At 52.2% G+C, this 12,904-nt stretch carries 13 protein-coding genes; all 13 read right to left on the bottom strand.

The features are described 5' to 3' along the window. Positions 1-161: 161 nt before the first annotated feature. The gene (gene glmU, locus ACLJRS_RS22600) at positions 162-1,532 is read right to left on the bottom strand and encodes a bifunctional UDP-N-acetylglucosamine diphosphorylase/glucosamine-1-phosphate N-acetyltransferase GlmU (protein WP_000934851.1); all 1,371 of its coding nucleotides are present in this window, start codon (positions 1,530-1,532) and stop codon (positions 162-164) included. A 319-nt stretch (positions 1,533-1,851) separates the two neighbouring features. Continuing rightward, positions 1,852-2,550, bottom strand: a complete 699-nt coding sequence (locus tag ACLJRS_RS22595) for a Bax inhibitor-1 family protein (RefSeq protein ID WP_000009908.1) — start codon at positions 2,548-2,550, stop codon at positions 1,852-1,854. A gap of 229 nt (positions 2,551-2,779) precedes the next feature. After that, a complete protein-coding gene (locus tag ACLJRS_RS22590; protein ID WP_001251971.1) occupies positions 2,780-3,199 on the bottom strand; it encodes a F0F1 ATP synthase subunit epsilon in 420 nt (139 codons plus the stop codon). 20 nt (positions 3,200-3,219) lie between these two features. Further along, positions 3,220-4,602, bottom strand: coding sequence for a F0F1 ATP synthase subunit beta (gene atpD / locus ACLJRS_RS22585; protein WP_000190499.1), 1,383 nt, complete (start codon positions 4,600-4,602; stop codon positions 3,220-3,222). A 26-nt stretch (positions 4,603-4,628) separates the two neighbouring features. Continuing rightward, positions 4,629-5,492 (bottom strand): F0F1 ATP synthase subunit gamma, encoded by an 864-nt coding sequence (gene atpG, locus ACLJRS_RS22580; RefSeq protein WP_000896507.1) that lies wholly within the window; start codon positions 5,490-5,492, stop codon positions 4,629-4,631. Between the two features lie 50 nt (positions 5,493-5,542). Beyond that, the gene (gene atpA, locus ACLJRS_RS22575) at positions 5,543-7,084 is read right to left on the bottom strand and encodes a F0F1 ATP synthase subunit alpha (protein WP_001176751.1); all 1,542 of its coding nucleotides are present in this window, start codon (positions 7,082-7,084) and stop codon (positions 5,543-5,545) included. Between the two features lie 12 nt (positions 7,085-7,096). Continuing rightward, positions 7,097-7,630, bottom strand: coding sequence for a F0F1 ATP synthase subunit delta (gene atpH, locus ACLJRS_RS22570; protein ID WP_001288957.1), 534 nt, complete (start codon positions 7,628-7,630; stop codon positions 7,097-7,099). A 14-nt stretch (positions 7,631-7,644) separates the two neighbouring features. Continuing rightward, positions 7,645-8,115: a F0F1 ATP synthase subunit B gene (atpF, locus tag ACLJRS_RS22565; RefSeq protein ID WP_001052212.1), complete on the bottom strand. Its 471-nt coding sequence runs from the start codon at positions 8,113-8,115 to the stop codon at positions 7,645-7,647. 59 nt (positions 8,116-8,174) lie between these two features. Further along, entirely contained in the window at positions 8,175-8,414 is a 240-nt protein-coding gene (gene atpE / locus ACLJRS_RS22560; RefSeq protein WP_000429386.1) for a F0F1 ATP synthase subunit C, read from the bottom strand. 46 nt (positions 8,415-8,460) lie between these two features. Beyond that, positions 8,461-9,276 (bottom strand): F0F1 ATP synthase subunit A, encoded by an 816-nt coding sequence (gene atpB / locus ACLJRS_RS22555; protein WP_000135632.1) that lies wholly within the window; start codon positions 9,274-9,276, stop codon positions 8,461-8,463. Positions 9,277-9,284: 8 nt separating this feature from the next. Beyond that, positions 9,285-9,665 (bottom strand): F0F1 ATP synthase subunit I, encoded by a 381-nt coding sequence (gene atpI, locus ACLJRS_RS22550; protein WP_000116685.1) that lies wholly within the window; start codon positions 9,663-9,665, stop codon positions 9,285-9,287. A 615-nt stretch (positions 9,666-10,280) separates the two neighbouring features. Continuing rightward, a complete protein-coding gene (rsmG, locus tag ACLJRS_RS22545; RefSeq protein WP_001519938.1) occupies positions 10,281-10,904 on the bottom strand; it encodes a 16S rRNA (guanine(527)-N(7))-methyltransferase RsmG in 624 nt (207 codons plus the stop codon). Between the two features lie 102 nt (positions 10,905-11,006). Further along, entirely contained in the window at positions 11,007-12,896 is a 1,890-nt protein-coding gene (mnmG, locus tag ACLJRS_RS22540) for a tRNA uridine-5-carboxymethylaminomethyl(34) synthesis enzyme MnmG (RefSeq protein WP_000499872.1), read from the bottom strand. Positions 12,897-12,904: the final 8 nt, after the last annotated feature.

The following is a 12,904-nucleotide window of genomic DNA, read 5'->3' as shown; positions in this document are numbered from 1 at the left end:
GCCATGCGTTGTCGCTGACCTGTATGCCCGTCGTTGCGGGCGCCCCGAGCCTTGTAGAGAGTGGGGTTATTTTTATAAGTACTGCTCATGGAGCGGAGGATTATTTTATCCTCTCATCTCCGGTCTGCCGGATGGCGCTGACGCTTATCCGGCTTACAAAATCACTTTTTCTTCACCGGACGCTGCCAGCCTTGCTTATGCACCTGCGGCACGCGGCTTAATACCAGTTCATTGTCAGCTACGTTACGGGTGACGGTAGTCCCTGCGGCGATGGTGGCCCCTTTACCAACAGTAACCGGCGCCACCAGTTGGGTATCGGAGCCGACAAACACATCGTCGCCAATAACCGTTTTGAATTTGTTCGCGCCATCATAGTTACAGGTGATGGTCCCCGCGCCGATATTCACGTTGTCGCCAATTTCCGCATCTCCCAGGTAGGTCAGATGGCCGGCTTTAGAACCTTTACCGAGACGCGCTTTTTTCATTTCAACGAAATTGCCGACGTGAGCGCCCGCTAACAGCTCCGCGCCGGGACGCAGGCGAGCAAACGGGCCGATGGTGCAGGCCGCTTCCAGATGCGCATCTTCCACCACGCTGTATGGGCTAATTTCGCAGTCATCGCCAATAACGCTGTTTTTAATAATGCAGCCCGCGCCGATCTTCACGCGGTGACCGAGCGTTACATAACCTTCGATGATAACGTTAGCGTCAATTTCCACATCCATTCCACAATGAAGGGTGCCGCGGAGATCAAAACGTGCCGGATCGCGCAACATAACACCGGATAACAGCAGTTTCTCCGCCTGTTCGGCCTGGTAAATACGCTCCAGACGAGAAAGCTGTAGACGGTTATTCACGCCGTCCGTTTCGCTGATGCGAGCCGGATGCACCGCGGCGATTTCCCGTCCTTCCTGATAAGCCAGCGCGATGATATCTGTGATGTAATATTCACCCTGCGCATTATTGTTAGTCAGCTTAGACAACCAGCGTTTCAGGTCCGCGCCGTTGGCGATCAGAATACCGGTGTTAATTTCCTGAATCTGACGCTGTTCATCAGTGGCGTCTTTATGTTCAACGATGCCGGTCACTTTACCGTTTTCACGCGTAATACGGCCATAGCCGCTCGGATCGTCCAGCTTCACGGTTAATAACCCAATACCACCCTGCGGTTTGGCATCGCGCAGGCGCTGTAAGGTTTCAACCGAAATCAGCGGCACGTCGCCGTAAAGCATTAAAATATCTTCATCGTCGCTAAAAAAGGGCGCGGCCTGCTGCATTGCGTGACCTGTTCCCAACTGTTCCGCCTGAAGCACCCAGTTCAGCTTGTCATCTTTCAGGGTCTGTTTTAACAACTCGCCACCGTGGCCATAGACCAGATGAACCTGTGCGGCCCCTAATTTAGTAGCTGCATCAATGACATGCTGCACCATGGGTTTACCCGCCAGCGTGTGCAGCACTTTAGGAATATCGGAATACATGCGTGTGCCTTTACCTGCGGCAAGGATCACTACGCTCATAGCACTATTTAACATACGCGTCCTGACTGTAATTTGAGAACGAATTTATACTGTTTCACGTTGAAAATACTACATTTTTTTCATCGTAAAATGGAAGAAGGATAAAACGCTCACCGGGATAAAATCCCCGCCTGCTAATGAATCATTTTCGTTCATTACCGCGCCTCTTGTCTCCTGAAAAGTAAAAACACCCGCGTATTGGCAACGTAGTCCGATGTTTTTGCTGTTTTTTTACTCCATAAATAAAGAAGATAACGTAATAAAGCGCAGGGGAGTCAGAAAAGCAAAAACCAGCGACAGAGGCCGCTGGTTTTCCGTTGCGCGTATTTTTTACTTAATTACGCGACATAAAAATCCGCAAAATATACCAGAACATGGTCGCGATAGAAGCAAACAGATGTAATGCCGCGCCAGCAGGGCGATCGGTAGGGTAATGGTGAATAATGTTAGAAGTGTCGTAAAGTATAAACCCGGCGCACAGCAGTACCATTAGCGCAGAAAACCAGACGCCCAGCGAGAAGCCGCAGATGACGCTGGCAATAATCGCGCCAAAAGCAATGAACCCAGCCATAGTCAGAAACGAGCGCAGAAAAGAAAAGTCTTTTTTTATGGAAAAAGCGGTAAACGTCAGGCCGCCGACCAGCAACAGGGTCGTTATTGCCGCCGCGCCAATACTCGACGGGTTAATATACGCCGCCACCGTTAACAGGGGGGCAAAAATCAGGGATTCTGCCAACACATAAATCCCCAGCCCGATAAGTTGCGTTTGATTAGTCCCCGCATTATCCGCCAGACGGGTTGCCAGCATTCCCACCAGCATAAAAGCGCCGAGAACAACCAACCAGCTATATCTTCCACCAGCCAGCAGCACATCAAGCGCATACTCCCCGACCCCTATAAAACTCCACGCCGCGCTCAATACGATAAAACCGACGATGGCGACGGCGAGATGAAGATAAGCGCGACGAATAAAGGTAGTACGATCAATCCTTGAGTCGGGTTGTGGACCCGCAAAGGATGGCTGAAATGACATAGTAATAATCCCTCATTTTATGCAATAAAAACGCGTCCATTCCTTCCTTCTTCGCACAATGTGCAGATGCCAATGACAGAAAGAAAGATTTAATGAAAACAGCGCTGTCGCTGAAAACGCGTCGCCTTCAGCCGCTTGTTTTTGTCGTTGCTAGTTTATCGAATAAAAATTGAGAGGATAAAAAAAAACCAGTCCGCAATCAGACTGGTTTTATGCTTTCAAGCCGGTGTTACATCGCTTTTTTGGTCAACTCGATAACGCGCAGTTTAGCGATCGCTTTGGCCAGTTCCGCAGACGCCTGAGCGTAATCCACGTCACCGTGCGAGCTCTTAATGTGCTCTTCGGCTTTACGCTTCGCTTCCAGGGCTCGCGCTTCGTCGAGATCCTGACCGCGAATCGCGGTATCCGCCAGAACGGTCACACTGCCAGGCTGCACTTCCAGAATGCCGCCGGACAGATAGATAAACTCTTCATGACCGTGCTGCTTAACGATGCGAATCATACCAGGCTTAATGGCGGTGAGCAGCGGCGCGTGCCCCGGGTAAATCCCCAGTTCGCCTTCGCTACCCGTAACCTGGATTTTCTCGACCAGACCGGAGAACATTTGTTGCTCCGCGCTGACGACATCCAGGTGGTAAGTCATTGCCATATCACCCTCCGATTAAGGCGTTAAAGTTTTTTGGCTTTTTCCACGGCTTCGTCGATGGAACCGACCATGTAGAACGCCTGCTCCGGCAGGTGATCGTATTCGCCTTCCATGATGCCTTTAAAGCCACGGATGGTGTCTTTCAGGGAGACGTATTTGCCCGGAGAACCGGTAAATACTTCCGCCACGAAGAACGGCTGGGACAGGAAGCGCTGAATTTTACGCGCGCGAGCTACCACCAGTTTATCTTCTTCAGACAGTTCATCCATACCGAGGATGGCGATGATGTCTTTCAGTTCCTGATAACGCTGCAGGATGGACTGAACGCCACGCGCGGTGTCGTAGTGTTCCTGACCAACAACCAGCGGATCCAGCTGACGGCTGGTGGAGTCCAGCGGGTCAACGGCCGGGTAGATACCCAGGGATGCGATCTGACGGCTCAGTACCACGGTTGCATCTAAGTGCGCAAAGGTGGTGGCTGGAGACGGGTCAGTCAAGTCATCCGCCGGTACGTATACCGCCTGTACGGAAGTGATAGAACCGGTCTTGGTGGAGGTGATACGTTCCTGCAGAACGCCCATCTCTTCCGCCAGAGTCGGCTGGTAACCTACCGCGGAAGGCATACGACCCAGCAGTGCGGATACTTCCGTACCGGCCAGGGTGTAACGATAGATGTTATCGACGAACAGCAGTACGTCACGACCTTCGTCACGGAATTTCTCCGCCATGGTCAGGCCGGTCAGTGCAACGCGCAGACGGTTTCCCGGCGGCTCGTTCATCTGGCCATACACCAGGGATACTTTATCGATAACGTTGGAGTCGGTCATTTCGTGGTAGAAGTCGTTACCCTCACGAGTACGTTCCCCTACGCCCGCAAACACAGAGTAACCGGAGTGCTCGATCGCGATGTTACGGATAAGCTCCATCATGTTTACGGTTTTACCTACACCCGCACCACCGAACAGACCGACTTTACCGCCCTTCGCGAACGGACACATCAGGTCGATAACTTTGATACCGGTTTCCAGCAGTTCCTGAGAGTTTGACAACTCTTCGTAGGAAGGTGCTGCGCGGTGAATCGCCCAACGCTCTTCTTCGCCGATCTCGCCTTTCATGTCGACCGGTTCGCCCAGGACGTTCATGATACGACCCAGCGTGGCTTTACCTACCGGGACTTCGATCGGGTGTTCGAGATCTTTTACATCCAGACCGCGACGCAGACCGTCAGAAGACCCCATCGCGATGGTACGCACGATACCGCCGCCAAGCTGCTGCTGAACTTCCAGCACCAGCTTCTCATTACCATTCTGCACCTCAAGGGCATCGTACACGCGTGGTACGGCATCCTGAGGGAACTCGACGTCGACCACGGCGCCGATTACCTGGACAATCTTTCCAGTAGCCATCTTAAATCCTCTACGAAATAACCTGGTTAAACCGCGGCGGCCCCCGAGACGATCTCGGTGAGTTCCTGAGTAATGCTGGCCTGACGAGCTTTGTTGTATACCAACTGCAGCTCTTTAATCAGGCTGCCGCCATTATCGGTTGCGGCTTTCATCGCCACCATTCGTGCGGCCTGCTCGCTGGCCAGGTTTTCTACCACGCCCTGATAAACCTGAGACTCCACATAACGACGCAGGAGAGTATCCAGCAGCGCTTTCGGGTCTGGTTCATACAGGTAATCCCAGGCTGTACGCTTCAGATCATCATCTTCTGACGCCGGCAGCGGCAGCAGTTGAGTGATCGTCGGCACCTGAGACATGGTGTTAATAAATTTGTTGCTGACAATGTAAAGCTTGTCCAGACGGCCTTCGTCGTAGGCCTGCAACATCACTTTAACCGGACCGATCAGTTCAGACAGAGAAGGGTTATCCCCCATACCTGTCACCTGAGCGACAACGTTGCCGCCTACGGAATTAAAGAATGACACGCCCTTAGAGCCGATCATTGCGAGTTCGCACTGAACGCCTTTATCGGACCATGCCTTCATATCCGCCAGCAGCTTTTTGAACAGGTTAATGTTCAAGCCACCGCACAAACCACGGTCGGTCGACACTACCAGGTAGCCCACGCGTTTAACGTCGCGCTCTTCCAGGTAGGGGTGCTTATATTCCAGATTACCGTTCGCAAGGTGACCAATCACTTTGCGCATGGTCTCTGCATAAGGACGGCTGGCCGCCATGCGATCCTGCGATTTACGCATTTTGGAAGCGGCGACCATCTCCATCGCTTTAGTGATCTTTTGCGTGTTCTGGACGCTTGCGATCTTACTACGTATCTCTTTTGCGCCGGCCATGAGCTTCTCCTCAATGCCTTACGGCCTGCCCTAAGGCAAGCCGCCAGACGTTACCAGGACTGGGTTGCTTTGAAGGAATCGAGGATGCCTTTCAGCTTGCCTTCGATTTCGTCGTTATAGCCACCGGACTGGTTGATCTCTTGCATCAGCGGAGCGTGATCACGGTCGACGTAAGCCAGCAGTGCGGCTTCGAAGCTACCGATTTTCGCCAGTTCGACATCCGCCAGATAACCACGTTCTGCTGCGAACAGAACCAGAGACTGCTGCGCGACGGACATCGGCGCATACTGTTTCTGTTTCAGCAGTTCGGTCACTTTCTGACCGTGGTCAAGCTGTTTACGGGTGGCATCGTCAAGGTCGGATGCAAACTGAGAGAACGCCGCCAGTTCACGATACTGCGCCAGCGCGGTACGAATACCACCGGACAGTTTTTTCATGATCTTGGTCTGGGCTGCGCCACCTACACGGGATACCGAGATACCCGGGTTAACCGCAGGACGAATACCGGCGTTAAACAGGTTAGATTCCAGGAAGATCTGACCATCGGTAATGGAAATTACGTTGGTCGGAACGAACGCGGAAACGTCACCTGCCTGCGTTTCGATAATCGGCAGCGCGGTCAGTGAACCGGTTTTCCCTTTCACTTCACCTTTGGTGAAGGCTTCGACGTAGTCGGCGTTAACACGCGCAGCACGCTCCAGCAGACGAGAGTGGAGGTAGAATACGTCGCCCGGGAATGCTTCACGTCCTGGCGGACGACGGAGCAGCAGGGAGATCTGACGGTAAGCAACAGCCTGTTTAGACAGGTCATCGTAAATGATCAGCGCATCTTCACCGCGGTCACGGAAGTATTCGCCCATTGCGCAACCGGCATACGGCGCCAGATATTGCAGAGCAGCGGATTCGGACGCGGTTGCCACCACTACAATGGTGTTAGCCAGCGCGCCGTGTTCTTCCAGTTTACGCACCACGTTAGAGATGGTGGACGCTTTCTGGCCGATAGCGACATAGATACATTTGATGCCGGAGTCGCGCTGGTTGATGATGGCGTCGATAGCCAGCGCGGTTTTACCGGTCTGACGGTCACCGATGATCAGTTCACGCTGACCACGACCGATTGGGATCATGGAGTCAACGGCTTTATAGCCGGTCTGCACCGGCTGATCGACAGACTGACGATCGATAACGCCCGGCGCAATGGCTTCAACGGCAGAGAAGCCGTCATTATCAACCGGACCTTTACCGTCGATTGGCGCACCCAAGGTGTTTACCACACGTCCCAGCAGGCCGCGGCCAACCGGAACTTCCAGGATACGACCCGTACATTTAACCTTCATGCCTTCGGCAAGGTCAGCGTATGGACCCATGACTACCGCACCCACGGAGTCGCGCTCCAGGTTCAGTGCGATAGCGTAACGGTTACCCGGCAGGGAGATCATTTCACCCTGCATACAATCGGCCAGGCCGTGAATGCGGATAACACCGTCACTGACAGAAACAATAGTACCTTCGTTGTGAGCTTCGCTCACCACATTGAACTGAGCAATGCGCTGCTTGATCAGTTCGCTGATTTCGGTGGAATTCAGTTGCATGCTCCAGTCCCCTTAAGACTGCAAGACGTCTGCAAGGCGCTCAAGACGGCCGCGTACGCTGCCATCAATGACCATATCACCCGCCCGGATGATAACGCCTGCCATTACAGACTTATCGATTTTGCAATTCAGCTTCACTTTGCGTGACAGACGTTTTTCCATCGCGGCGCTGATTTTCGAAAGCTGCTCTTCACTCAATGCGGTTGCCGACGTAACTTCTACCTCGGAGGTAGCTTCACTGGCGGCACGCAGATGAATAAACTGCTCCAGAACATCCGGGAGCGCGTTCAGACGATTATTTTCAGCCATCACCCGAATCAGGTTCTGACCGTTTTCGTCTAACTGCTCACCGCAGACTGCGATAAACGACTCAGCGAGCGTTTCCGGCGCCAGCGCGCCAGAGAGAAGCTCTGCCATTTGTTCGTTCTTGGTTACCTCGGCGGCAAACGCCAGCATATCCTGCCAGCGCTCTACACTTTGGTGTTCAACGGCAAAGTCAAAAGCTGCTTTGGCGTAGGGGCGAGCTACCGTAACAAATTCAGACATCAGCCCCTCCCTCCTTACAGTTCAGCGACAAGTTTATCCACGATGTCGCTGTTAGCAGCTTCATCCACGGAACGTTCGATGATCTTCTCGGCGCCAGCAACAGCCAGGATAGCAACTTGCTTACGCAGCTCTTCACGGGCGCGTTTACGCTCGGCTTCAATTTCCGCCTGCGCCTGCGCCACGATTTTAGTACGTTCCTGCTCTGCTTCAGTTTTGGCTTCGTCCAGGATCTGAGCGCGGCGTTTGTTTGCCTGCTCGATGATTACCTGAGCTTCCGCTTTCGCTTTTTTCAGCTGGTCGGTCGCGCTGGCCTTTGCAAGGTCAAGATCCTTATGTGCTCGTTCAGCAGAAGCGAGACCGTCAGCAATTTCTTTCTGACGTTTCTCGATGGCTGCCATTAACGGCGGCCATACGTACTTCATGCAAAACCAGACAAAGAGAATAAACGCGATGGCCTGGCCGAGGATTGTTGCGTTAAGATTCACAGCACAATGCCTCTATCTAGTTAACCTTCTGATATTGCTCTTAATTCAAGCAACGCTTACTACGCGACAGCGAACATCACGTACAGACCCAGACCTACAGCGATCATCGGGATAGCATCCACCAGACCCATAACGATAAAGAACTGAGTACGCAGCAGAGGAATCAGATCAGGTTGACGCGCCGCGCCTTCCAGGAATTTACCCCCGAGGATGCCGATACCGATCGCAGCACCGATTGCCGCCAGACCCATCATCACAGCGGCAGCCATGTACAGCAGATCCATATTCAGGTTTTCCATGACAGTCTCCAGTTTGTTTCAGTTAAAACGTAGTAGTGTTGGTAAATTAATGCTCTTCGGACGCCATCGACAGATAGACAATCGTCAGAACCATGAAAATGAAGGCTTGCAGCGTAATAATCAGGATGTGGAAAATGGCCCACGGCACATTCAGAATCCACTGTGACCACCACGGCAACAGACCAGCAATCAGAATGAAAATCAGCTCACCGGCATACATGTTGCCGAACAGTCGCAGACCGAGAGAAACCGGTTTGGACAGCAGACTTACCCCTTCAAGGATTAAGTTGACAGGAATGAACGCCCAGTGATTGAACGGCTGCAGCGTCAACTCTTTTGCGAAGCCGCCGATGCCTTTCATTTTGATGCTGTAGAACAGAATAAGGATGAATACGCCCAGCGCCATCGACAGGGTGATGTTGACGTCAGCAGACGGCACCACGCGCGTTGCCGGCAGACCCAGCCAATGCTCAGCGATATACGGCAGCAGGTCGATAGGCAGTAAGTCCATCAGGTTCATAAGGAATACCCAGACGAAAATCGTCAGGGCCAGCGGCGCAATCAGCTTGCTTTTGCCATGGTACATGTCTTTGACGCTGCCATGCACAAAGCCGACTATCAGCTCAATCGCGGTCTGAAACTTGCCTGGCACGCCGCTGGTCGCTTTTTTAGCAACGCTACGGAACATCACCAGAAACAACAGACCCAGCACCACCGAGAAGAACATGGAGTCAATATTGAGCGTCCAGAAGGTGGCTGGGGGGTTCTGCGGATCCACCAGCGAGAAAGTACGCAGGTCCAACTGAAGGTTATTCAGATGGTGTCCTATGTATTCCTGCGGCGTCATATTTTCTGAAGCCATGATGCCTTTTACCCTTTGTTGTTAATTACAGCCGGCGCCAGTATCTGAACCACCAGCACCAAAACCCACGTAACGATCAGCGGCAAAAACACCGCCTTTAAAACCGCCAACGCCACCACCAGTAAAACCAGCATCGCTAACACCTTGAAGGCTTCACCGAAGGCGAAAGTCCAGGACACGCGGCCCTTAGCAGGTGTATGCGCCTGGTGACGCCAGGCAAATATCATAAACAACATATTAGGCAGTGCCACTGCCAATCCCCCACATACTGCGGAGATGCCCCAGAAGGGGTCTTTGAGGCAAAACAGCAATCCACTTGCTATTACCGCCAGAAACTGAATGAACAGAAGCTTACGAGCAACGTTTCGACTCACGAGCGACACAGACATCACGTTTTTACTCCTGCTCACTTCGAGGTATGCCGCGTGTCGTATAAAACGTTCTTTAAGACTTAGAGTCAAGCATCAAAAAGCGGTCAAATTATACGGTGCGCCCCCGTGATTTCAAACAATAAGTAGCCAAAAGGTGAATAAATGTTTAAATATTTTTCTCTGGCCCGCATTTTTAACTTTTAGCCAAAGTGTGAACGATCGTACAAAACTGCAAATAGCGCGAAAACACTGGCGATAAAGCGTGCACCAGATCACACATTAAACATATTCATGCTTACGCAATTCATTTACGTGTCAATTCATGCCTTTTCATCTTTTTGATATTTAAGCGTAAAACCAAGTACTGTTTTAAAAATACCAGCTTACACCTTAAAAACGCCCCATTGACATTTATAATAAAAATTTAACAAGCAAAAGTGATTTTTCGATTCGATTTTTAGCAGACTGATATTTACAAAGTTGATTACTCTCTGTTTTAACAAAAGAAGCGACGTTGTCATGTTGAAACGAAACCGTAAATCCAGAGTTAAATGTAACAACGCTGAAATGCGTTATACCTGTCGATTTTTAACACAAGCCGCGTCGTTTTTTTTCTATTTTTTTTGATAAAAATTAAACTTTGTTTGACTTAATAATCACCAGATGCCGCTCGCCTTCCAGTTGCGGAACGCGTAATTTTTCAACAGATTCGACGCTAAAATTGTCAGGTAGTGAGGCAATTTCATCCCCTGGCAATTGCCCTTTTAAGGCATAAAAACGCCCTTTCTCTCCCGGCAGATGGTGACACCAGCTCACCATATCATTCAACGATGCGAAAGCGCGGCTGATAACGCCATCAAACGGCGGTTCGGAGGGATAGGCTTCAACGCGGCTTTGAACCGGCGTGATGTTTTCCAGTTTCAGTTCGTGCTGGACCTGACGCAGAAAACGTACCCGCTTGCCCAGGCTGTCGAGTAAGGTGAAATGCGCGTCAGGGAGAACAATAGCCAGCGGGATGCCCGGCAGCCCCGGTCCTGTTCCTACGTCGATAAAACGCTGTCCCTGAAGATACGGCGCAACGACTATGCTGTCGAGAATATGGCGTACCAACATTTCGTTGGGATCCCGCACTGACGTCAGGTTGTATGCTTTGTTCCATTTGTGCAGCATATCAACGTAGGCGACCAGCAGCGTTTTCTGGTGATCGGTAAGAGAAATACCGGCATCAGCCAGCAGACGAGAGAGTTTGTTGAGCACGGTCATTACCTGTTAATAATCAAATGCCCGATGCGCTTTCGCTTATCGGGCCTACAAATTTGTAGGGCGGGCAAGCGAAGCGCCCCCGCCAAATTAGTGTTATCAAGCGCTACGACGCAGCATACCTTGTTTTTTCAGCCATACCAGCAGAATGGAGATTGCCGCTGGCGTAACGCCGGAGATACGCGATGCCTGGCCGATAGACGCCGGTTTATGATCGTTCAGCTTGGCGATAACTTCGTTCGACAGACCGGAAACCTGACGATAATCCAGCGTGGCAGGTAGCAACGTATTCTCGTTACGTAGTTGTTTTTCAATCTCATCCTGCTGGCGAGCGATATAGCCTTCGTATTTGACCTGGATTTCCACCTGCTCAGCGGCTTGCTCATCTTCAAGCGCAGGCGCGAATGCGGCAAGCGAAGTGAGCTGCGCGTAGGTCATTTCCGGACGACGCAACAGATCTTCGCCGCTGGCCTCACGGGAGAGAGGCGTGGTCAAATGCGCATTCACTTCATCGGCGGATTCCGCAGACGGCGTTACCCATGTCGATTTCAGCCGCTGACGTTCTCGTTCGATATTTTCCAGCTTCTCGTTGAAGCGCGCCCAGCGTTCATCATCCACCAGACCCAGCTCGCGGCCCATTTCGGTCAGACGCAGATCGGCGTTGTCCTCACGCAGCATCAGGCGATATTCGGCGCGGGAGGTAAACATACGATACGGCTCTTTGGTGCCCAGCGTACAGAGATCGTCCACCAGCACGCCGAGATAAGCCTGAGAACGCGCAGGCGCCCAGCCCTCTTTGTCGGCGGAAAGACGCGCGGCATTCAGACCAGCGAGCAAGCCCTGCGCCGCAGCCTCTTCATAGCCGGTAGTACCGTTGATTTGACCAGCAAAGAACAGGCCGTGAATAAATTTACTTTCCAGAGTCGGTTTCAGATCGCGCGGGTCGAAGAAATCGTACTCAATCGCGTAACCAGGGCGAACGATCTTCGCGTTCTCCATACCCTGCATGGAACGGACAATCTGCATCTGCACGTCAAACGGCAGGCTGGTGGAGATACCGTTAGGGTAAATCTCGTTAGAGGTCAGTCCTTCCGGCTCAAGGAAGATCTGATGCTGGTTACGATCGGCAAAACGCATCACCTTGTCTTCGATCGAAGGACAGTAGCGTGGGCCGATCCCTTCGATCACGCCAGCGTACATTGGGCTACGATCGAGGTTATTACGAATCACGTCATGGGTTTTCTCATTGGTATGCGTGATGTAACACGGCACCTGTTGCGGATGCTGAGAAGCATTCCCCATAAACGAGAAAACCGGCATCGGGTTATCGCCATGCTGTTGAGCCAACACGCTGAAATCGATAGTACGCGCATCAATACGCGGCGGTGTGCCGGTTTTCAGGCGGCTGACGCGTAGCGGAAGCTCACGCAGACGGCGAGACAGCGGGATGGATGGCGGATCGCCAGCACGACCGCCGCTGTAGTTATCCAGACCAATATGAATTTTGCCGTCCAGGAAGGTTCCGACGGTCAGCACCACCGCTTTCGCACGGAATTTGAGCCCCATTTGGGTCACAGCGCCGACAACGCGATCGTTTTCGACAATCAGATCTTCAACCGCTTGCTGGAAGATCATCAGATTCGGCTGATTCTCCAGCGCGGTACGCACCGCCTGGCGGTATAAGACTCGATCCGCCTGAGCCCGGGTAGCGCGAACGGCCGGACCTTTGCTGGCGTTTAGTATCCTAAACTGAATACCTGCCTGATCGATCGCTTTCGCCATCAGACCGCCGAGCGCATCCACCTCTTTTACCAGATGTCCCTTTCCAATACCGCCGATCGCCGGGTTGCAGCTCATCTGTCCCAACGTGTCAATATTGTGTGTCAAAAGCAGAGTCTGTTGACCCATACGCGCTGCGGCCATCGCGGCCTCAGTGCCTGCATGACCCCCGCCAATAATAATGACGTCAAAAGGATCCTGATAAAACATGGTAATTG

The sequence above is a fragment of the Salmonella sp. SAL00670 genome, from assembly GCF_046552235.1.
GTDB classification, from domain to species: Bacteria; Pseudomonadota; Gammaproteobacteria; order Enterobacterales; family Enterobacteriaceae; genus Salmonella; species Salmonella enterica.
Note: the sequence above shows the minus strand (reverse complement) of the source record. Positions and strands in the feature narration are given on the sequence as shown.